This is a genomic window from Streptomyces sp. NPDC058678 (genome assembly GCF_042714835.1).
Classification (GTDB): Bacteria; Actinomycetota; Actinomycetes; order Streptomycetales; family Streptomycetaceae; genus Streptomyces.
The window spans coordinates 21764-42381 of the sequence record NZ_JBHXSG010000060.1; the positions used below are offsets into that span (position 1 = coordinate 21764).

Here is a 20618-nt window from a genome sequence, read left to right on the forward strand (position 1 = left end):
CTACAAGCCGTTGATCGACCAGATGCTCCGGGATCCGCTTGTTGCCCAACCCGTCCACTCCATGGCACAGCAAGTGCCACACCAGGGATGACAGATGCGCCCCTGTGGGCACCTACACGGCATTCGACGACGCCAAACGGTGCACTGGACTCACGCGACACGCCACCGCACGGTCCTCCCGCTCCCAACCCAGCGGTCAAGCGTGGGAGAGGGCGAAGGAGACGAGGAAGCCGCTCACGGTGATCAGTCCGATGGCCAGGTGAGCCTCCTCGAACGCCTCGGGAATCATGGTGTCGGCGACCATGGCGAGGATCGCCCCGGCCGCCACCGCGGTCACCGCGGCGATCACGGCGGGGGAGAAGGAACCGACCACCGTGTAACCAAGGACGGATGACAACGTGCTGGCCGCGGCGATCGCTGCCCATACACCGAAGACGTAGCCCCGGCTGCGGCCGGCCTTCTTCATCCCCGCCGAACTGGAGAGCCCCTCAGGGACGTTGCTGATGAACACAGCAGCCACGGTCACCAGGCTGACCGCGCCGCCATTCAGCAGGCCGACTCCGATTACCGCGGACTCCGGCACACCGTCGAGCAGGGCGCCGAGCGCGAGCGCCGTCCCGGATCCGCCCTGCTCGGCCTCGGAGGGTTGTGCCTTTGCTCGTTCGTGACCGGAGCGCTTGCGGTGGCGCGCGCCCCGGCGGGCCAGCCACACGTTGCCCCCGGTGTAGGCCAAGGCGCCGATGAGGGTGCCGATGGCCGCGGGAGCGAGCCCCGCCTGCTCGTACGCCTCCTCGACCAGTTCGAAGGAGACCGCTGATATCAGCACCCCGGAACCGAAGGCCATCACGGTCGCGATCACCTTCTGCGGCACCCGCAGCCCGTACCCCAGCGCGGCACCGAGCAGCAGCGCCGAGCCCGCCACCAGCCCCCACAGTCCAGCCTGTACGACTTCAGCCATGCCGAACCGCCTACCCGCAATGGATGTGGATCAACGGGCCAGCGCGGTCGTGTCGACCTGAGTGAGCCATGCACCCGCGTAGAAAGGGGGGAAGGCACAGGGCGGGCGCCTGACGCTGTACCCACCTGGCTGCTGTGGGCGGGTGAGGACCCGGTTGGTCGCCCAGCGGGCAAGGACAGCGTGGAAGTCTTCCCGCCCCCGTACGCGAAGTGTCTGGCCGGCGCAGCGTTCAGTATTGCTCGGTCTTCACCCGCGCCGCGTCGTCGTCGGCGCCGAGGGCGTCTCCGGCGGTGGGGTCGAATCCGGGCGGGCTGTCCTTGAGGCCCAGGCCGGCGAGCTTCGCTTTGACCTCGTCGATCGACTTCGCACCGAAGTTGAGGATTCCAGGAGGTCGGCCTTGGAGAGGACGACGAGTTCTCCCACGGGGTGGATACCCTCGCGCTTGAGGCAGTTGTACGAGCGGACGGTGAGGTCGAGGTTCTCGATCGGCACGACCAGGTCGGCGGCGAGGGCGGCGTCCGTGGGGGAGGGGCCCATGTCAGGCATTCGTCAGGTCGTGGCCTCGGTGCGGTGGCGACCCTTCGGTAGTGCCGTCTTCGCAGTCAGTCCGCGGGACTGCCACGCGTTGTCGCGGAGCTTGAACAGTGCCCAGTAGCGGGTGGGGCACAGGAGCACGATGTTCATGAACACGGCCGTCGGGGTTCCGACGAGCCACGAGCGCCACCGCTGGCGTGTGGTCATGTCTGGCCGCATGAGGACGTACAGACCTGACTGGCCGTATCTGACCACGAGGTATACCCCGAGGTAGATGAGGGCTACGCCGGGGTTGTGGTACCGGCCGCCCAGGGTCATCAGTGTCATCACGAGAGTCCAGGCCAGCATCACGGGGGTGATGACGAGCTGGAGCAGGCCGAAAGTCGGCGATATGAGCTGCTTGAGGGACCAACAGCGTGGTGCACGGCGGAGGCCGCGGGACACTCGCCATCTGGGCCGAGCAGGGGCAGCTGGTGTGTGAGGTCCGTGATGCGGGCCGGCTGATCGATCCGCTGGCCGGCCGCCGGCCGCCGGAGCGCGGCCAGCTGGGCGGCCGGGGCCTGATGCTGGTCCACTACGTGGCCGATCTGGTGCGCGTGCACACCGGCGCCGACGGCACGACCGTGCGCTTCTACCTCGGCTTGTGACGGCGCGCGTGGGCGGCCACCTGTCCGGGTGGCCGCCCGCTGCAAGGGACAGAGCGAGGAGCGGGTGGCGTGGGTCAGGCGGTCGCCTTCGACAGTGCTTCGAACTCGTCGTCGGTGAGTTCGATGGTCGCGCCGGTGAGGTTGTCCTCAAGGTGGGCGACGCGTGAGGTGCCCGGGATGGGGAGCATGACCGGGGAGCGCTTGAGGAGCCAGGCGAGGGCGAGTTGCGACGGTGAGGCGTTGTGCTGCTTGGCGAGTTCGGTGAGCGGGCTGCCTTCGCCGGTGAGCTGTCCAGTGGCGAGGGGGAACCAGGGGATGAAGCCGATGCCCTGTTCGGTGGACCAGTCGAGGAGTTCTTCCGAGGAGCGGTTGGTGAGGTTGTAGAGGTTCTGTACGGAGACGATCGGCGCGATCTCCTGCGCCGCCTCGACCTCCGCAACGGTGACCTCGCTGAGGCCGATGTGGCGGATCTTGCCCTCGTCCTGGAGCTTCTTCAGCTCGCCGATCTGGTCCTCGAGCGGAGTTTCGGGGTCGATGCGGTGGAGCTGGAACAAGTCGATGCGCTCCACGCCCAGGCGGCGCAGGCTCATCTCGGCCTGCTGGCGCAGGTAGGCGGGACGGCCGACGGGCGTCCAGAGGTCGGGGCCCTGGCGGGTGAGGCCGGCCTTCGTCGCAATGACGATGTCGTCGCCGTAGGGGTGCAGCGCCTCGCGCAGCAGGGGCTCGGCGACGTCGGGGCCGTAGCTGTCGGCGGTGTCGAAGAAGTTCACGCCGAGCTCGACGGCCCGCTTGAGCACGCGGACGGCTTCGTCGTGGTCCTTCGGCTGGCCCCAGACGCCCTTGCCGGTCAGCTGCATCGTGCCGTAGCCGAGACGGTTGATCTCGAGGTCGCCGCCGAGGCGGAAGGTGCCCGAAGCCTCTGCGGGACGGGCGGTGTCGGTGGTGGTCATCTCGTGTCATCCCTCAAGGTGGTTGGTGATGGACGGCACCGGATGGTGCCGTGGGGTCTGGCCGGACGGATGGTGTGTCAGCACAGCAGGTCCGGCCGGAGGCGGATGGTCTGGGCCGGTCCGTCCTCGTCGTGGGCGTGCGCGCCGATCGAGGTTCAGATGCGTCAGCCCGGCCGCCTTCGCGCGTTCTAACGTGGTCGCGAGGTCAGGCGCCCCGGCAGCCAGGACGGTCAGCCCCTCGTGGAGGTAGCGGTAGGCGGTGGAGGCCGACACGCTGTTGTCGCAGGCGAGTTGGGAAATGCGGGTGCCGTCGATGAACCAGCGCGGGACGAACACCGCTTGACGGAAGCAGCCCAGCGCACGCCTGCCCTTGCGGGTTCCGGCCGCGATCCGGTGGTCGCGCAGGAGGCCGGCCAGATGCTCGGCGGTGGACCGCTTCACATCGAGCACGGCCGTGTATGTGACACTGATCGGCACGTGAGGCCCCTCGGTCGGATCTTTCCTTCGCAAGATCGTTCCTACCAGTGGCCCTACGACTGCCCGGACTTGGGGGCCGCACGGACCGCAGCGCCAGCATTGCGATCACAGCGATGACGGGCGCCTACCGGGAGAGGCTCATGCGCAAGCAAGCGCGCCGTGTGGCCTGCAGAAACGTGGAAAGCCCCCCGCCCGCCGCTGTATGCTCCCCACCCAGCTGCGGCCTACGCAGAGACGTCTCGACGTACAAGGGGCACCATGCTGCAGGTCCAGGACTGGCTACTTGTCGGACTCGGCGGGGTATTCGTGATCTTCGGCCTTGCCCTCCGCTTGACGTCCCGCGGCAAGGCGGAGCTGGCAAACACGGCTTCCAAACACCGTTTCGGCGGTCCCATCCGGTGGATATACCCACTGTTTAGCGGGCTCTGTCTACTGTCCGGTCAGCTTCCGCGACTTCTCGGCGCGCCTTACGTGGCACTCGAAGTCTTCGACGCCATGGGCCTTTCGCTGGCGATCGCCCTGTTCGTCCTCATGATCCGGCAGCTGCGACTCAGGGAGAGGTGACGGAACTGGGATCAGGCGTGAAGTGACCTGCGCTGCTTGCGGATTACTGGACGTGGAGAGCGGTGCACCGGTTCTTCACCGCTGGCGGAAGCAGAGGCTGACCAGCGAGTTGCTCGACCGGCTCCGCGCGACCCGTGAAGTAGATGGCCGGGATGCGGAGTCGACGGCGGGGGTGATCGACTCGCAGTCCGCGAAGGGCACTGCGACGGTCGAGGCCGCGACCAGCGGCATGAGTTCAACCTCGACCTGTGCGGCGGCGGAGCGGGATGAGGTTGTTATCACCGGCCCGGTGTCGCCGTCGGTGGTCACCGCGCGGGTGTGGCCGTCGGACGGGCCCTCCCAGTGAGCGTCGACAATGCACTACCCCCGACCGAGGCCCCGAATTACGCCGCCCGGACCACACGCATCGCAGCGCCAGCCTCGCCATCACAGCGAGCGACGGGCGCTTACCGGGAAAGGCTCAATGGATTCGCTCGGGTGGCCTTGGCCTTCTCTGTGCTGGCACTTCCCGGCGCTAGCCCCGGGAAGCTGTCGTTGGTGCTCGCCTGCCAATCGCTGCCCCAGCTGGTGTTCATCTTGCTCGGCGGCGTGATCGCTGACCGGATGTCACGGTCTCGCCTCATGGTCATCGCCGATGGCGTCGGAGCGTTTGCCTATACGGGCCTGGCGGCCATGACCCTGACCGGTCACGCACCCTTGGCTCTCATGTGCGCGCTTGCGGTGATGGCGGGGCTGGCGACCGCTCTTTTCGCTCCGGCTATGGAGGGTGTCGTGCCGCTCGTGGTCCCCGCGAACCGGTTGCAGCAGGCCAACGGTCTCCTGCGGATGAGCACGAACACTTGCCTCTTTCTCGGGCTCGCACTGTCGGGCGTGGTCGTCGCGTGGGTCGGTGCAGGTTGTGCCTTGGTCCTTAACGCCGTCTCGTTCGTGGTCAGTGCAGTGCTGACGGGCCGACTGCGGTTGCCCGCAAGGCCGGTCAAGACGTCATCCGTGTGGACGGACCTGCGTGAGGGCTGGCAGGAGTTCACCTCACGGCAGTGGCTGTGGGTGGTTGTCGCCCAGTGCACGGCCGTAGTCGCCGTCTTCAGTGCGACCCTCGGAGTTCTCGGGCCGTTGGAAGCCCAACAGCATCTGGGTGGGGCCAGGTCTTGGTCGATCATCGTGGCTGCCCAAGCTCTGGGAGCCATGGCCGGCGCCGGACTGGCTGTGCGGGTCCGGGTCAACCGACCGATCCTGGTCGCGGTTCTCGCCACTTTCCCGGCAGCTCTGCCCATGGTCTTCCTGAGTATCTCGGCACGGGTCTGGCTGATCGCCGCCGCCACCTTCTGCGCAGGTGTGGCCAGCGATGTCTTCAACGTGCTGTGGGTCAGCACTTTGCAACGCGAGATTCCAGAACAGGTACTTTCGCGCGTCAGTTCCTACGACTCGTTCGGATCCCTGGCCTTCGCCCCGCTTGGTCTGCTCGCCGCTGGCCCTGTTGCTCAAGGTGTCGGTTCGGGCACGGCTCTGGCCGGCTGCGCAACTGTCGTCGTACTCGCCACTCTTGCCGCCCTGGCGTCTCCGCAAGTCCGGGCACTTCGGCCCTCTACATCCCCGCTCCAGGCATCTGCAGCTACAAGCGATCAGACTGGCGAAGAAGTCGCCCGCTGATCCCTGCCCGTCTGAGACACCGCGCACCTGAGACACCCGTGCAGGTCACATAACGCCGTCCAGCGGGTCGCGTCGGCAACTGCCCGGCCAGGCCACGATTTCTGGGAATGCCGGCGCCATCTCGGTGCCGCGCCTCGAGCGCAGCACGATCCGGCTTGTGTGGTGGAGAGCAGAGCCCTAAACCCGTCCCACTTCGGCTCCGCGGCCCACCCCGGCGTCAGCTCCGTCCCGGGCGTGGGGGCGGTGAGCATCGGTTCCGGCAGTGTCCACATCACGCGCCATGCCTTCCCCGCCAGCGGTCCGCCGTCCGGGTGCTGCACCGGTCCTGCCCGTGCCGCGCATCTGAGCCGGGCGTCGCGGTCAGCCCTACGGGCGGGTGCTGGTGTAGCGGACGGCTGTGCCCCAGTTCTCCTGGACCGGGGTCATGCACCACTGGCACAGGGGCCGACCAGGCTGCCGGAGCAGGCGAAGGTGGAGGGGGCCGGCTCGATGATCGGTGGCGGGGGAGTACTGGTCATGAGCAGGGTCCTGTTTTCTGGTGATGTGGGCGGATCACCGCACGCAGCTGACATCGCTCGCGATCGGCGTGTGCAGCAGCGAATGCAGATGCCATGACCAGGCGGGCCGTGAAACGGCGGCCCCGCCGCCAAGACTCCGGTGCGCCACGGCTCGCCAGAAGCGAACCTGCCTGACAGGTGCCGACGCCGACAGGCAACGGCCCGTCCCGACGGCAACCAGAATGGTGGGCAGTGAAGTCCCATGGTGGATGCGTCAGTTTAGACGGCGACAGCGCAGGAGACAGCAAACGAGAGCCCGACCGCGCGGCTACCGATGATCTCGAGTGAAGTCGCCTGTGACTCGCACATCGCCGCAGCTCCAAGGACTGGCGCCAGCGACATCGCGCGACGAATCTCAGTGCCCCATCGCAGGTGGTTGGTGGTGATCCCCGAGACGCTGCCAATGGTGGCGGTCGACGCGGGGCTCCTTGAACGGTCCGTGGCCAACTTGGTGGAGAACGCCGTGGAGTACGGCCCGCCGGGCGAGCGCGTGCTGGTGTCCGCCAGTTCCCTCGCCGACCGGGTCGATGTGCGCGTGGTCGACCGGGGCCCGGGCGTCCCGGACGAGGCCAAGAGGCTCATCTTCGAACCGTTCCATCGCTACGGGGACCCGCCCTGCGGCGCCGGAGTCGGACTGGGTCTCGCGGTGGCGCGGGGCTTCGCCGAGGCCATGGGCGGCACCCTCGATGCCGAGGACACCCCGGGCGGCGGGCTCACCATGGTCCTCAGCCTGCCGGTCGCGCCCGGCGTCCAACCGACTCGACAATGATCCGTCATCGACGCGCCAGCAACGCGGCGCCCCGCGCCGCAGTACCACGATTTGTTTCTCCAGCCGCGCTTCACCATCGAACTCTCGCCGTTGGAAGAGGAGGAGGACAGCTTCTCGCCGCCTCCGCCCGTACAACGGCGGCGCGGCGTGGCGCGAAGCCGTTGACTGCCGCCCGGTAGGCCCCGCCGAGTCCAGAGATCGGCCCGGTATACCGGGCTGCGCCGACCTGGGGAGAAGGGGCACGCTGGATGTTGTGGAAAGCGCCTTGATCGTTGTGCGTCGGCCGTCTGAAAGTGGCGGTCGGAGGGTGAGCGTGAACCGAGGCGGCCGGGACGAGATTCTGGGCGTGGCTTACTCCGACCACGACCTGGTTGTTCCTTGAGGCCGCCGGACTGTCCGACCCGGACGGGACGACCTGCTCGACGATCCCAGTCATATGGAATGGCGGGGAGGCCGCCCTCATCAGTGGGACGCTGGACCTGACGCCGCCTTGACCGGCATCACGTCCGCTCTGTGCGGCACCCCACGCAGGCTGGTGTCCTCGACGGTGATGTCCGGCGCCGGTAATCGGGGCGACGGTCAATGGGGCTGGCTCTGGGTGATGTCCATGCCGACTTGGCGCGTAGATCCGCCGGCTGTCAGCGGGATCGCACCGTGAGGTATGGAGGGGTGATGCTCGGATGGCTCATTGTTCGGTCGGCACGCAGAGGACCGGGATGCTCGAGAGGTGCAGAAGCTTGTGGGGAGTCGAGCCGAGCAGGGCTCCGCGCATCGGGCTCTCGCCCCATGTACCCACCACGATGAATCTCGCCCCATGGCGTGACGCGGCGTCGATCAGCGCCTGTGCCGGCCTTTGGTCGAGGATTTCGACCGTTGTCGGGACGCCGGCCTCGTCTGCCGCCGTGACGGCGTGATCGAGCGCGATGCGTCCGGCTTGGTGGATGGCCTCGCGGTGAGCCCTGTACTCCTCGCCCACGGCACCTGGGGCGGCGGCGCCGTAGACGAGAACAAGGGGCTCGCCGAATGCGGTCGACACCTCGATCGCTGCACGCAATGCTCGTACCGCGCCCGGCGACTCGTCGTATCCGAGGACGACCGTCATCTTAGGACTCCTTGCCGTGGACAAGCTCGGGATCGGCCACGCCCGGGCGTTCGGACCAGAAGACGGGTGACCTCAGCCGCCACGCGATCATGAGAACGGCACCGGTGACCGTGATGCCGATACCGATGACGAGCGGCGGGCCGAGGCCGAACCACGAGACGCCGCTGTAGGAGTTCGCGGGGTCGGACATGTCGGAGACCGACTCCACCAGGAGCCACGCCAGCAGTCCGGCGCCGACCAGCGGGCCCAGCCCGACGAGTACGAAGTAGTGGACGCTCTGTGTCAGGTGGCGGCGGTAGTAGATCGCGCAGGCGACGCCTGTGAGCGCGTAGTAGAACGCGATCAGCAATGACAGTGCGGTGAGTGAGTCGAAGAGGGCGTTGGTGCTGATCTGGTTGACGACGAGGTACCAGGCGACGGCGATGCCGGCGACCCACCATGTGCTGACATCCGGTGTGCGGAAGCGGGTGTGGACGTGCGCGAAATGCGCGGGCAACGCGTGTCGGCGTGCCATGGACAGCGCCGTGCGCGACGCCGGGATGATTGTCGTCTGCGTCGAGGCCAGCGCGGACGTCGAGACGGCCAGCAGGACGACCCAGTCCCAGTCCCCCATCACCTCGCCGGCGAGCAGAGCGAAGATGAATTCCTCCTCCTCGGCGTTTTCGGTCAGGAAGGCGGTCCCGGCGTAGGCCACGACCGCGAAGCCGGTCGAGACGTAGGTCAGCAACAGCACGACCGTCGACCAGACGCCCGCCTTGCCGGGAGCGGTGGCGGAGTTTTCGACCTCCTCGGTGAGGTTGACTGCTGACTCCCAGCCCCAGTAGATGAACACGCCCAGCAGCAGGGCTCCCGTCAGCGACGCGCCTCCTGCCCCGAAGGGGTCCAGCCACTTGATGGACGGTTTGACGGAATCGATTGTGCTGGTGCCCGCGTACACGCGGTAGAGCGCCACGACCACGAAGGTCAGGAGGCAGCCGACCTGCGCGAGGATGAGGAGGTTCTGGATCTTTGCCGACATCTCGGTGCCGATGACGCAGATGGCCGTCATCACGAGGATGAGGAGAACCGCGAGGAGTTGGCGTACGAAGGTGTTGTCGGCCCAGCTGTCGAGGCCGAAGGCGAGCAGGGCAAAGCTCACGGCGACGTCAGCCAGCGACCCGATGACGAGGACTCCGGTCATCGCGATGGCCCATCCGCCCAGCCAGCCGGCCCACGGTCCCATGGCGCGCGTGACCCACGAGAAGGTCGTGCCACAGTCCTGGTCCACCTTGTTGAGGTAGTAGAACGCCGATGCGATCAACAGCATCGGCACGAAGGATGCGACCATCACGCCCGGAGCGTAGATGCCAACGAGCGCCACGATCGGGCCGATGACCGCCGCCAGCGAGTACGCCGGGGAAGTCGAGTTGAGCCCGATGACGAGCGCGTCGACGAAACCGATCGCATTGGCTTTCAGACCATCAGGTGGGCGTGCGTCTGCAGTGTCGTTGGCCATGACTCCTCGCTCCGGTTGTAAGTGAACCCATACAACATGGAGATTTCAGGCTTTCGTCACAATGGGTATCGATCTGAATATATGTGTCACCCAAGTGAGCATGCAGGGTGGGTCGGTGCCAGCGGCGGGAGGTTGGTGCCCGGCGTGTGCCACTTCCACGCCCAAGGGTCGAGCGTGACCTGGCGCACCACCGCCATCACCCGTTCGGCCACCCGTTCGACGCCGCCGGTTCGGTGTGGCCGCAGCGGCGGAAGCGGCGGACTCGTCCCGCCCAATGGAGGGCGATCATCCTGGGCCTGGTCAGCGGTATGCCCTGGTCGGCAGGGCCGGCGTGCCTTGGTGAATCCTCCACTGCACTTGCCGTCTTCGGCGCCGCCGAGAACGAGGGTGAAGGCGGCGACGGAAATCGGCTCGTACGAACCTGGGAGCGAGTCGCCCATTTCCAAGCCGACCCGAGGCCCGGCGCATCGAAGGTGACGTTGTATGCGTTGGGGCTCCAGCGACTGATCGCGGACACGTCACTGACCAGGTCATACACCCGCTGGGCTTGCGGCCGGAGGACCGCTGTGGCCGGTCACGATGTTCGTGCACTGCGGAAGGTTCGTCGAGGGATCCGGCCGTGACCGCTTTACGGCGGAGCAGCTTTGGCCCGCGAGGGCGTCGTACTGATCACCGTCGAAAGCTGCCATCTCCTCAGGGCGCGCGGGCGGTCGGCGGCGTCGCTCAACAGGCCCTACACGCATAGCAGTTCGGCCACCGCGACGCTCCAGGGAAGCCCGCAACCCCGCCTGTCGGAGGAGGTCGGTGCGGGCCAGCATCGCGGCGCGGGCCCTGTGCGTTCGGACGGCCTGCCCGAACGCTTCCAGGGGGCCGTCTCCAGGCGCGCGGTGTTCTCCACGTCCCCACAGGCGCCCAGCAGCTGCTCGGTGGCGGCGGCAATGGCCGGGTCGGGGCAGCGCATCAGAGGGGCCGCCGCGTCGGCGGCCCGGGCGAGCGGCTCCCGTACGGCGCCACGGTCTGCTTGGTCGACCGTCGGCCCCAGCTCAGCAGTTCCGCCGCCTGCCCGAGGCCGACCAGGCCGCTCAGCCCGTCCGTGCCGCCAGCGATCCGGGCCCGGGCCGTGCCTCCGGCGAGGGCGAGTAGGGCCAGCAGGAACGACCGTGCCCGTTCAGCCGGGCCTTCCCACAGCAGGCGGTGGCGGCGGCCGCGCCCTGCAGTTCCGCCACCGCCAACGCCACCGGCAGCGCGTCGGCCTGCACGCGCAGGGCACCGATCTCGGTCTGCTGCTCCTGGCGGTTGCGGCAGCGGTTGGTCAGCCACGCCGCGAGGACGGCGATGAACGCCCCCGATACGAGCGTGCCAGCCAACTCGGTCAACTTTCCATGCCCGCAGGCTGATCGTGCACCTGCCCCGGCGACGGGCTCGTTGCGTATCTGACGCACAACCCATGCGGGCCTGTTGCCCGTCGGTATCAGTCGGTGTCAGCCGGGGGCTGCGGGTCTTCTTCGGCTGGTGGGTTGAGCACATCCGAGGCGCCCCCCAGTCTTCAGGGTGCGAGACGGGCAATAGTCGAAACTGCTGTGCGCGTGTGCTGTCGTAAGGGGTGGCAGCGGACTTCATTCGAGTGTGGTCGCTGATGAGCAGCATTTCGATCACACGCGCGGCCGTTTGCAGGTCGTCTGCCGTCGTCCCCGCTGGGAGAGCAGTGCGTGACGGTGCCGTTCGCGTCGCGGTCGACGTAGAAGTGCTGTCAGCGGCTGTCGATGCCCGTTGTAACGCCAGCAGGATCACCCGAACCCGGCTTCATTGGTGGGGTTCGTCGCACACCACGCTGCCTTTGACGGCTACTCGGAGTCGGTTATCGCCGAGGATCTGGGACAGCTCTATCGAAGCCACATTGGCATGCAGACTCCGCCACTGGTCAAGCCCGTGCCGCTTCAAACCGCTTTCGAAACGCTCAACACGACGCGGACTCTCCCCGACTTCAAACGGCAACGTTCCAAGGCCGCGTTCTACCTGTCCGAACTGCCTGATCTCCTCCTGGACGAAGCTGGCGACACGAACAGGCCCCGCAGCGCAGACGCTCGGGCACTCCGAGCTGACATACCCAACGGCCTGCAACTCCGTCAGCGCGCAATGGAATTCGGCATCTCCTACTTCACGCTGCTCGCGACTGCCTACGCTCGCACGATCCGGACCTGCACCGGCTCCTCGGACGTGGTTTTCGGAGTCCCCGTGAACCGGAGGATGGGCCTGCCGCTCGCCCAGACTGTCGGGAATTTCGTCTCGATGCTCCCCATGCGGATCAAGCTTCCAGAAGGCAGGCCGTTCGATGAGGTCATCCCCGTCGGACACTCAGGCGTGCTCTCGGGCTTGGAATGTATGGACCTCGAATTCGACGACATCCTGGGGCTCCTCCCTCCCACCAGCAAAGGTCGGGCATTATACTCCGCAGTGCCCTGACTGCAGTCGGTATGGTGAACTATCCGACTGAGTGGTGGCATTGGTCTTTCGGGGACCAGTACTGGGCGCTGGTTTCAGGGGTTGATCACGCCGTCTATGGACCAACACATCCGGATGGGATCTGAATTCCGAGTCAAGCTGTCCTGATCCACCCCCTGCGGTAGTGATCATTGGCAATTGGGGCCAGTCTAAAAGCGGCTAACACAATGAAGTGTCCCTCCCCTCGTAGCGTGAAGACCGTGACTGCAGGGGAAATTGGGAGTCATGGCGGAGAAGCGACGGAAGTTCGATCCGGAGTTCCGTGAGGGGGCTGTACGGATCGTCACGGAGACCGGTAAGTCGATCGCCGAGGTCGCCGAGGACCTGGGGATCAACGAGACCACCCTGGCGAGCTGGGTCTCCCGCGCCCGTCGGGCAGGGACCGCACCGGCCGGCGGGAGTGACGAGCTGGAGCGTCTACGGCGGGAGAACGCCCAGCTCAAGCGGGACAACAAGGAACTGGTCATGGAGCGTGATGTCCTCAAACGCTGCATGGTCCTGTGGGTGAAGTAGCCGTGGCGGACCCGGCGTCCGTCGTCGGGGTGATCAGCGACTTCAGGACCGAGCACGGCATTTCGCACCGCGTCTCCTGCCGCGCTCTGGGCGTGAGCGAGGCGTGGTTCTACAAGCACCGCACCCGCCAGCCCACCCGGCGTGAGCTGCGCAGACAGCAGCTGACCGAAGCAGTGAAGGGAGAGTTCGACGACTCCGGCGGCACCTACGGCTCGCCGAAGATCTGGATCAGGCTGGTGCGGCAGGGCTGGCGGGTCTCGGTGAACACCATCGCGAAGATCATGGCCGAGCTCGGCTTGGTCGCGCGGAAGGTGTGCAGACGGCGGGGGCTGACCCGGCCGGGGAAGCGGCCGGCCGCCCCGGACTTCGTGCGCCGCGACTTCACCGCCGAGGCGCCCGACCTGGTCTGGTGCGGGGACATGACGGAGATCGAAACCGGTGAGGGCAAGCTCTACCTGGCCACGGTCATCGACCTGTCTCCCGCCGCCTGCTCGGATATGCGATGGGTGCCCGTCACGATGCCGAACTGGTGGTCGCCGCCCTGCACATGGCCGCGGCGACCCGCGGCGGCGACGTGCACGGTGTCATTTTCCACACGGACCGCGGCAGCGAGTACGGCTCACGGAGGTTCCGCCGGGCCTGTCGCCGGCTGGGCGTCTTCCAGTCCATGGGCCGGGTCGGCTCGTGCTTCGACAATGCCGTCAGCGAGGCGTTCAACAGCGTGCTGAAGGTCGAGTACGTCCACTGGCACACCTTCGCCACACGCACCGAGGCCCGGATCCGGATCGCCACCTGGATCACCGACTTCTACAACAGCCGTCGGCTACACAGCGTGTGCGGCTTCAAGAGCCCGATCGACTACGAACACAGCTACCAGGCCAGCCTCACCGAGGAACTGGCTGGGCCGGGTGCGCGGATGCCCGCCACCCGGGCGGTGGACACGGATGCGTTCCATGACCGGGATGAGCTGCGGGGCGTCGCCCCACTGGCCCGGCGTGATCAGCAGCGCCAGCGGGCGGCGTCCGCCTTCACCGGCCAGGTGGATCTTGCAGGTCAGGCCGCCCTGGGAGCGTCCGAGTCCCTCGTCCGTGGTGTAGGCGTGGCTGAGGTGCACGTGGTGCTTCTGCTCGGAGTAGGTCAGCCACATGTCCGACCGTTCGCTCTCGGGGAGCCGGTTTATGAGGGCGTCGGCGGCCGTGAGTGCGGCGCGGGCCTGCTCGGGCTGGTGGTTGACGGCGTAGGCGCGGGCGGCGACGGCGGCCGCCGCTTTCAGGGCGCCGTTTCGGACCGGGCGCGGCCCCCGTGGCCGCCTCCTTCTCCGTCGCGCTGGACCCCCAGCGGTTTCCGACGTCAGGATCGTCGGCGCCCGGCTCGACAACAAGGTGCACGACGCGGGGGCGCGGCTCCTCTCGGACACCCGGACCGCGTCGTTGTTCGAAACCCGCTAGATCACGCGAGTGACGCTCAAGTCCGGCGACCGGCTCGACCTGGGACTTGAGGTGAAGACTCGGAAGCCGACAGGTGACCTGCCGACCGTCAAGCACCCGACGGTAGGCTTGATCAACATGGGCGACCACATCACCCAGCGGCAGACCGGCCGGACCTCGATTTCGCGGAGCGATTCAGAGTGGACATAGTCCCCGGTTACGTGTTCATCCTGCCGGCGGTGATCGTCGTGGGATGGATCCTGTCGTGGTGGGGAGCCCGACAGGTCCGGTGGATCCTGCTGTCTGCCGCGGCCGTCGTCTCCGTGCTCTGCGTCGTCATCGGCTGGCATGCGATGGGGCCGCCGGCGGACCCGCGGACCGTCAGTTGCTCGTCCACCTGGGCGTGCATGGATCCGCGTTCGCTCTACCTGTTCGCGGCCGGGCTGCTCGGTTTCGGATGCTGCTTCGTGCTGTTGATCCTTGCGATCGTGGGCGAGGTGATTCTGATCTGGAGAAGACGCCGGATCTCCGACTGACGGTTTATCAGCTGGATCAGGCGTGGAGCCAAGCCACGAGGCTGCTGCGGTGACGGTTTCGCGGACCTGGACGCGTGCGTCCTGTCTGGTCGTGACGGCGCTGGATGTGGCGTGACGGCCGCAGCGCCGGCCGCCGCAGGCAGAAGGCGCGCCACCGATCAATACGGTGGTGCCGCCTTCCGGTCTGTCCCGGTATCTGCGTGAGGCCGACCGGATCCACAGTGCCTACCTGCTCAGACGTGGCATTCGCTGCACCATCCCGGAGAAGGCCGACCAGGCCCGCAACCGAAGGAGACGCGGCTCCCGCGGCGGCCGGCCGCCGAAGTTCGACCCGGAGGATTACAAGGCCCGGCACGCGGTCGAGTGCGGCATCAATCGCCTCAAAGGCACCGCGCCGTGGCCACGAGGTACGACAAGCTCGCGGTCCGCTACGAGGCGACCGTCCTCGTCGCGGCCATCAACGAGTGGCTGTGACCAAGCGGCTCAAGGCAGGGAGCACGCCTCGCAGATCGTCGCCATCCACCATGACGGTCGCCGCCGCCCGTGCTCCTGGCGAGGCATTGAACGCCACGCTCAGCGCTACGGAAGCGAACAAGGGCAGGTCGGAGCGGCTGTCTCCGATGGCCCCACACGAGCGGGGAGCCAACCCCAGCTGTCGGGCTTGTGCGAGGGCGAAATCACGTTTGTCGTATTCATCGAAGTGGCAAGCGACGCGGCCCGTGAACCGGCTGCCGGTGGTCTCCAGCCGAGGTCCGCTGAACGCGTGGAAGCCGAAGCGGTCGGTCAGGTAACTGCCGACCGGCGACCAGGCGAGAGTCGCCAGCATGGGCACCAACCCGTTCCGCCAGCACCAGCCCACGGTCTCCGTGACGCCCGAGGCCAAGGGAAGCCCATCGAGCCAGCCAGAGACTTGTTCTTCGGACACACCCGCCCAGCCCTTGGCATCCAGCTCGGAGACTTGTCGATTGTCCAGGTCACCGGAGGCGTAGGCGTCCTCGGCCTTGGCCAACTCGTCCCGATGGCCAAGGAAGCCAGCCAGAAAGACTGACGAACTCGTGCCTGGGACGAGGGTGCCATCGACATCGAAGAACACAGCGCCCACATGATCGGATGAGAACACTGACCAAGGATGTCACCGCCACGTGAGACCCCCAGATCCGGGGTGCCCCGCGTACTTCCGATACAGGCCCTAGCTTGACTCTGTCGGGGATCTTGGAGTTTGCCGGTGCGCCTGCGTGATCAGCGGGCATGCTCGTGGCTGTTTTGCAGGCCGATGCAGTTGTCGAGGTGTCCGTTGTCGCTCCGTCCCCGTTCCGGTGAGCAAGTCCCGTCTCTGACCGCGCGGATCGCATGGTCGAGCAACCCGGGCGGTACGACGGCGATGTGGGTGAGAGACCGCCTCGACGGGCTGTGGTGCGACGAGGACTTCGCCGACTGGTACCCGCGTGACGGTCGTCCGGGCCTGTCGCCCGCCCAGCTGGCCACTGTCTGCGTGCTGCAGTTCCTGCTCGGCCTGTCGGACCGTCAGGCCGCGGAAGCTGTCCGCTGCCGCATGACTTCAAGTACGCCATGGCCCTGGAGCTCGACGATCCCGGCTTCCACCACAGTCTGCTGGCCGACTTCCGCGACCGTGTCGCCGAGGGCGACCGCGCCGACCGCCTCCTCGACCTCGCGCTGGCCCGTCTCAAGAAGGCCGGTCTCGTGCGCGAACGCACCACGCAGCGCACCGACTCCACCCATGTCCTGGCCGCGGTGCGCGACCTGACCCGGCTGGAACTGGTCACCGAGGCCGTCCGCGTCGCCCTGGAAGAAGTGGCCCGCACCGCTTCGCACCTGTTGACCAGCCTGGTCGATGAGGACTGGGGGCGCCGCTACGGCCGTCCGGTCCGTCTGGGCAAGAACCCCACCCGTCCCAAGACCAGGATCCTCGCCGCCGGCGACGACGCGCACCGCCTGCTGGAACGCCTCCGCCGGCACGGGCCGGATTACCGGCCGGGCCCGCAGGCCGAGGCGCTGCGGCAGATCGTCGTGCAGAACTACTACCGCGATTCGGCAGGCCGCCTACGGTGGCGCACCGCCGACGACGGCGGCCTGCCGCCCTCCTCGTCGACGGTCGTCTCTCCTTACGACACCACGGCGCGTTACGTCCGGCACGGGCACATCATCAGCTGGAAGGGGTTCGCCGCGCATGTCACCGAGACGTGTGCCTCCGACAGCGTCAACGTGATCACGGACGTGGCCACCACGTCGGCCGCCACGAACGACGGGCAGGCCCTGCCCGGTATCCACACCCGCCTGGCGCGTCGCGGGCTGCTGCCCGCCGAGCACCTGGTCGACGGCGGCTACACCTCCCTGGTCCACCTGGAACGAGCCCAGCGCGAACACCAGATCACCGTCAGCGGCCCGCTGCCGGGCAACCCCACCCGCCAGCACCGCAGGAACGAGGGCTTCGACCGGGACGACTTCCACATCGACTTCGACCGCCGCCAGGTCACCTGCCCCCAGGGCCAGGTCAGCGCGGGCTGGCACAGCCCCTACCCGACCTCCTCGCCCACCGCCGCCCCGCTGATCGTGGCCCGGTTCACCAAGAGCCAGTGCCGCCCCTGCCCGGCCCGCACCCGCTGCACCACCACCGCCGACAGCGCCCGGACCGTGGGCTTGCCCCCACGAGAACTCCGCGACCTGCAACTCAGCGTCCGCGCCGAGCAGCAGACACCCGACTGGAAGACCCGCTACGCGGTCCGCTCCGGAGTCGAGGGCACCATCAACGAGTTCGCCCACGGACACGGAATGCGCAACTGCCGCTACCGAGGACAGCCGAAAACCCACCTGCAACACGTACTCACGGCCATCGCCGTCAACATCGAACGACTCAGCGGCCGGTCAGCGACCGAGGAACCCTCTCCGCCGAGACCGCCGACCGCCTTCCAGACCTTCCTCGACCAGAACTAGATCCCCCGGTCAAAGTCCTGGCGAACCCTCGGGAGCTGAGCCCGACCATCCAAGATCCCTGACAGAGTCAAGCTCAAGGCGCGCTCCACTCGTGTGGGCCGCCTCCGCGCCATTCCACCCACCGCGGATCATCCAGCACACCCTCGGGATCGTCTATGCCCGCGGCTTCGAGGAACACCACCAGGTCGTGATCGCTGTAAGCGGTGCCGAGGATCTCGTCCCGGCTGTGCGAGTGCACGGTGACACCACGGCCACCGGTGCGGGACGGGCGGTGTACGACGATCGGCGCGCTGCTCATGCCTCCCAGCGTCCTCCCGCCAGGGTCGTGCGGCGAACCACGGCCACGGCCACGGCCGCGAGGTGGCGGTGTCAGTGGGTGGTGAGCATGCCCTCGCGGAGTCGCGCCAGGGTGCGTGACAGCAGTCGGGAGACGTGCATCTGGGATACGCCGAGCCGTTCACCGATCTGGGCCTGGGTCGCTTCTTCGACGAACCTCCAGTGCAGGATCCTGCGCGAGCGCTCGTCGAGGTCGGCGATCATCGGGGCGAGCGCGTGGAAGTCCTCGACCAGTTCCAGCGCGCCGTCGTCGTTGCCGATGAAGTCGGCCAGGGCGGTTTCACCGTCCTCGCTGTTGCCGATGGCGGCGTCCAGGGAGGAGGAGCGGTAGCCGTTGGAGGCCAGACGCGCCTCGATGACCTCCTTTTCCTCGAGGTTCATCAGCTGGGCCAGCTCCGCCACCGTCGGCGTGCGGCCCAGGCGGCTGCTCAGCTCCTCGGTGGCGCGCGCCAGCTGGACGCGGGCCTCCTGCAGACGGCGCGGCACGTGCACGGCCCACGTGGTGTCACGGAAGAACCGCTTGATCTCACCCACGATGTAGGGGATCGAGAAGGAGGTGAATTCCACCTCGCGGGAGAGCTCGAACCGGTCGATGGCCTTGATCAGGCCGATCACCCCGACCTGGACGATGTCCTCCATCTCCTCCGGGTCCCGGCTGCGGAAACGGGAGGCCGCGTAGCGGACCAGGGAGATGTTCATCTCGATCAGCGTGTTGCGCGCGTACTGGTACTCCGGCGTGCCCTCCTCCAGCAGGTCCAGCTGCTGGAAGAACAGGCGGGTGAGCTCACGCGCGTCCTTCGGAGCGACCTTCGACGGGTCGGCCACCTCCGGCAGTGCAGCGCACTTCGCATCCGCCGTCGCCGCTGCCGTATCCGTAACCATGTGTCCCTCCCCTGCCGGCCAAGCCGACACCGGCCCGCTTCAACTCGCCGCTGGCGCGTCTACCCCTTCTCCTCGCCTTCATGCCTACCTCCTTCCGCCGGGGCGAGCAGGTCGGCAAGCGCATCACGGTCCCGGTCGCCCTCCAAGGAGTGGCACGACCGGTGTCCTTCGTGGTGCGTACCGTGCCCTCTCGTCGTGCCCCTCACCTTGCCGTTGGCGTTTGGAGGCGCGCCGGACCAGGGCGATGGACATGTGCCACATAGTGCGGGGTACGCGCAGGCGCGTGAACGGGGGAAACAACGTGCCCGCATCGCCCTGCCAGACGACCCTGGCGGGGACGTCGCCGGACGTCACCCGCACTAGCAGGCCAGGCCCCTCGCGCTTGCCTGACCACGAGCAGCACGCGGGACATGCCTTCCACCCCAGCGGCATCAGCCGGGCCTGGCGCCGTCACAGGGGGGCACGCTCGTATGCCGGCGGCTGGAGCTCCCCGTCATCTGCCGCTGTGGGGCGGGGGAAGAGGTGATCCTCGAGCGCGTCTATGGCAAAGAGGCACGCCATCATCAGGGCGGGCACGAGCAGGGCGAGCAGGATCACAGGACCTCCCGGGGGATGGTCGGCCTGTGCAGCCGATGGTGCCGCTTCTCAGGATGGGGCCGAACGGGGTAATGCGCATGTCATGCGCCCCGGCGCAGCGTCGCCTCCGCCGGGTCGGGCCGCCGTCAGTGCGGCGGCGACGTCAGGCCGGGCACCTCGGCGGGGGAGGGGGGGGCAGGGCGTGCGCGGTGCCAGCGTGCGGGACGGCGCCACCGCCCGGAGGCATCGCGGGCGAGTCGACCTCCGATTTCCACCACCAGCTCCGGACCCACAACGTGACGTCCAGCGTCTCCCGGCTGCCCCACCCGGCGGAAAACGACCAGCCCGTCCATGGATGACCGCGCCGCCGGGGCGAGTAGCTCGGCGACCGTGCTGCTCGCGTTCTGGGCGAGAGTGCTGGTGCGGTCGGCATACTCGGTGCCGCCGCCGCGCTGCTAACAGCGGCGGCACCAGGGCTTACCTGCGAGGCGACAGACGAGTCGGTGAGCCCGCCATCCAGCCTGATCCGCAGCCCAGACATGCGCCAGCGGGACACGGCCGAATGATCCAAAGGGTCCGGATGAGCGCCGTTGACTGCCCGCGTGACACGGGCAGCCGAGTGCCTCACCCATTTACCTGACATGCCTTCACCCGGATACCCGCCAGGGTGGTGGCGCGCGCACATCTGGGTTGACGTTAACCACGTCGCCGCTGCGGTTCTCACCAGCCGACAGCACGTCAGCTGACGCAGGCTGCGACGGAAGGAATCTCGCATGCCCTCTGCCCGCACTCTCTTCGCCGCGGCCACGGCCACAGCGGCCCTCGCCATCGCAGCCCCTGGCGCCTACGCCTCCAGCGCCGGTGACTGGGACAAGGACGACCACTCCTACAGCAGCGACCACGAGTACAAGAAGGACGAGTACAAGGACGCTGGTGGTGAGCACGACAAGCCGAAGGGCGGCGTGCACACCGGTGGTGGCCTGTTCGCCACGGTCGGTGGTGACGACTGGGACAAGCAGGACGACCACGAGTACAAGAAGGACGAGTACAAGGACGCTGGTGGTGAGCACGACAAGCCGAAGGGCGGTATGCGCACCGGTGGTGGCCTGTTCGCCACGGTCGGTGGTGACGACTGGGACAAGCAGGACGACCACGAGTACAAGAAGGACGAGTACAAGGACGCTGGTGGTG

Annotated in this window: 16 protein-coding genes and 9 pseudogenes; 13 read left to right on the plus strand and 12 right to left on the minus strand. The window is 67.6% G+C overall.

The window, feature by feature from the left end:
• Nucleotides 1-196: 196 nt before the first annotated feature.
• The 3 genes and pseudogenes from ACFWWR_RS37715 to ACFWWR_RS37725 form a co-directional block, all read right to left on the minus strand.
• Nucleotides 197-958, minus strand: coding sequence for a ZIP family metal transporter (locus ACFWWR_RS37715; RefSeq protein ID WP_384308161.1), 762 nt, complete (start codon nucleotides 956-958; stop codon nucleotides 197-199).
• Nucleotides 959-1187: 229 nt separating this feature from the next.
• Nucleotides 1188-1498, minus strand: a pseudogene (locus tag ACFWWR_RS37720) (DNA-directed RNA polymerase subunit alpha C-terminal domain-containing protein); the annotation flags it as partial.
• Nucleotides 1499-1507: 9 nt separating this feature from the next.
• Nucleotides 1508-1819, minus strand: coding sequence for a hypothetical protein (locus tag ACFWWR_RS37725; RefSeq protein ID WP_384308164.1), 312 nt, complete (start codon nucleotides 1817-1819; stop codon nucleotides 1508-1510).
• Nucleotides 1820-1899: 80 nt separating this feature from the next.
• Between ACFWWR_RS37725 and ACFWWR_RS37730 the strand changes: the two are divergent.
• A pseudogene (locus ACFWWR_RS37730) lies at nucleotides 1900-2139 on the plus strand (ATP-binding protein); the annotation flags it as partial.
• A 74-nt stretch (nucleotides 2140-2213) separates the two neighbouring features.
• On the opposite strand, the gene ACFWWR_RS37735 reads toward ACFWWR_RS37730, so the two are convergent.
• Nucleotides 2214-3089, minus strand: a complete 876-nt coding sequence (locus tag ACFWWR_RS37735; RefSeq protein WP_383878189.1) for an aldo/keto reductase — start codon at nucleotides 3087-3089, stop codon at nucleotides 2214-2216.
• A gap of 147 nt (nucleotides 3090-3236) precedes the next feature.
• Nucleotides 3237-3566: pseudogene (locus ACFWWR_RS37740) on the minus strand (IS5/IS1182 family transposase); the annotation flags it as partial.
• A gap of 258 nt (nucleotides 3567-3824) precedes the next feature.
• Here ACFWWR_RS37740 and ACFWWR_RS37745 point away from each other — a divergent pair.
• From ACFWWR_RS37745 to ACFWWR_RS37755, 3 genes and pseudogenes are all read left to right on the plus strand, one after another.
• Nucleotides 3825-4130, plus strand: a complete 306-nt coding sequence (locus tag ACFWWR_RS37745) for a hypothetical protein (RefSeq protein WP_383878191.1) — start codon at nucleotides 3825-3827, stop codon at nucleotides 4128-4130.
• Between the two features lie 477 nt (nucleotides 4131-4607).
• Nucleotides 4608-5780 (plus strand): MFS transporter, encoded by a 1173-nt coding sequence (locus tag ACFWWR_RS37750; RefSeq protein WP_384308167.1) that lies wholly within the window; start codon nucleotides 4608-4610, stop codon nucleotides 5778-5780.
• A 942-nt stretch (nucleotides 5781-6722) separates the two neighbouring features.
• A pseudogene (locus ACFWWR_RS37755) lies at nucleotides 6723-7106 on the plus strand (sensor histidine kinase); the annotation flags it as partial.
• 685 nt (nucleotides 7107-7791) lie between these two features.
• On the opposite strand, the gene ACFWWR_RS37760 reads toward ACFWWR_RS37755, so the two are convergent.
• The 3 genes from ACFWWR_RS37760 to ACFWWR_RS37770 form a co-directional block, all read right to left on the minus strand.
• The gene (locus tag ACFWWR_RS37760; protein WP_384308170.1) at nucleotides 7792-8208 is read right to left on the minus strand and encodes a universal stress protein; all 417 of its coding nucleotides are present in this window, start codon (nucleotides 8206-8208) and stop codon (nucleotides 7792-7794) included.
• Between the two features lies 1 nt (nucleotide 8209).
• The gene (locus ACFWWR_RS37765; RefSeq protein ID WP_384308173.1) at nucleotides 8210-9703 is read right to left on the minus strand and encodes an APC family permease; all 1494 of its coding nucleotides are present in this window, start codon (nucleotides 9701-9703) and stop codon (nucleotides 8210-8212) included.
• Nucleotides 9704-10785: 1082 nt separating this feature from the next.
• On the minus strand, nucleotides 10786-11079 hold the full coding sequence (locus tag ACFWWR_RS37770) for a hypothetical protein (protein ID WP_384308175.1): 294 nt from the start codon (nucleotides 11077-11079) through the stop codon (nucleotides 10786-10788).
• A 433-nt stretch (nucleotides 11080-11512) separates the two neighbouring features.
• Here ACFWWR_RS37770 and ACFWWR_RS37775 point away from each other — a divergent pair, with 433 nt between their 5' ends.
• The 5 genes and pseudogenes from ACFWWR_RS37775 to ACFWWR_RS37795 form a co-directional block, all read left to right on the plus strand.
• On the plus strand, nucleotides 11513-12166 hold the full coding sequence (locus ACFWWR_RS37775; protein ID WP_384308178.1) for a condensation domain-containing protein: 654 nt from the start codon (nucleotides 11513-11515) through the stop codon (nucleotides 12164-12166).
• Nucleotides 12082-12291 carry a M15 family metallopeptidase gene (locus tag ACFWWR_RS37780; protein ID WP_384308181.1) on the plus strand — a complete coding sequence of 70 codons (210 nt, stop codon included), beginning with the start codon at nucleotides 12082-12084 and terminating at the stop codon, nucleotides 12289-12291. Before ACFWWR_RS37775 ends, ACFWWR_RS37780 begins: the two co-directional genes overlap by 85 nt.
• Before the next feature lie 139 nt (nucleotides 12292-12430).
• Nucleotides 12431-12718, plus strand: coding sequence for a transposase (locus tag ACFWWR_RS37785; protein ID WP_384308183.1), 288 nt, complete (start codon nucleotides 12431-12433; stop codon nucleotides 12716-12718).
• Between the two features lie 173 nt (nucleotides 12719-12891).
• Nucleotides 12892-12984 (plus strand): annotated as a pseudogene (locus ACFWWR_RS37790) (hypothetical protein); the annotation flags it as partial.
• A gap of 221 nt (nucleotides 12985-13205) precedes the next feature.
• Nucleotides 13206-13574: pseudogene (locus tag ACFWWR_RS37795) on the plus strand (DDE-type integrase/transposase/recombinase); the annotation flags it as partial.
• 27 nt (nucleotides 13575-13601) lie between these two features.
• Here ACFWWR_RS37795 and ACFWWR_RS37800 read toward each other — a convergent pair.
• A pseudogene (locus ACFWWR_RS37800) lies at nucleotides 13602-13805 on the minus strand (IS5/IS1182 family transposase); the annotation flags it as partial.
• Between the two features lie 540 nt (nucleotides 13806-14345).
• On the opposite strand from ACFWWR_RS37800, the gene ACFWWR_RS37805 reads away from it, so the two are divergent.
• The gene (locus ACFWWR_RS37805) at nucleotides 14346-14681 is read left to right on the plus strand and encodes a hypothetical protein (protein ID WP_384308186.1); all 336 of its coding nucleotides are present in this window, start codon (nucleotides 14346-14348) and stop codon (nucleotides 14679-14681) included.
• A gap of 457 nt (nucleotides 14682-15138) precedes the next feature.
• Here ACFWWR_RS37805 and ACFWWR_RS37810 read toward each other — a convergent pair whose 3' ends face one another.
• On the minus strand, nucleotides 15139-15801 hold the full coding sequence (locus ACFWWR_RS37810) for an HAD family hydrolase (RefSeq protein WP_384308189.1): 663 nt from the start codon (nucleotides 15799-15801) through the stop codon (nucleotides 15139-15141).
• Between the two features lie 261 nt (nucleotides 15802-16062).
• Here ACFWWR_RS37810 and ACFWWR_RS37815 point away from each other — a divergent pair.
• Together ACFWWR_RS37815 and ACFWWR_RS37820 are read left to right on the plus strand one after the other, a co-directional pair.
• Nucleotides 16063-16188: pseudogene (locus ACFWWR_RS37815) on the plus strand (hypothetical protein); the annotation flags it as partial.
• 62 nt (nucleotides 16189-16250) lie between these two features.
• Entirely contained in the window at nucleotides 16251-17633 is a 1383-nt protein-coding gene (locus ACFWWR_RS37820) for a transposase (RefSeq protein ID WP_384308192.1), read from the plus strand.
• Nucleotides 17634-17706: 73 nt separating this feature from the next.
• Here the strand turns inward: ACFWWR_RS37820 and ACFWWR_RS37825 are convergent, their stop codons facing one another.
• Both ACFWWR_RS37825 and ACFWWR_RS37830 read right to left on the minus strand, forming a co-directional pair.
• Complete coding sequence (locus ACFWWR_RS37825; protein WP_384308195.1) at nucleotides 17707-17931, minus strand: hypothetical protein; 225 nt, start codon at nucleotides 17929-17931, stop codon at nucleotides 17707-17709.
• A gap of 71 nt (nucleotides 17932-18002) precedes the next feature.
• Nucleotides 18003-18851 carry an RNA polymerase sigma factor SigF gene (locus tag ACFWWR_RS37830; RefSeq protein WP_384308198.1) on the minus strand — a complete coding sequence of 283 codons (849 nt, stop codon included), beginning with the start codon at nucleotides 18849-18851 and terminating at the stop codon, nucleotides 18003-18005.
• Nucleotides 18852-20200: 1349 nt separating this feature from the next.
• Here ACFWWR_RS37830 and ACFWWR_RS37835 point away from each other — a divergent pair.
• A pseudogene (locus tag ACFWWR_RS37835) lies at nucleotides 20201-20618 on the plus strand (hypothetical protein); the annotation flags it as partial.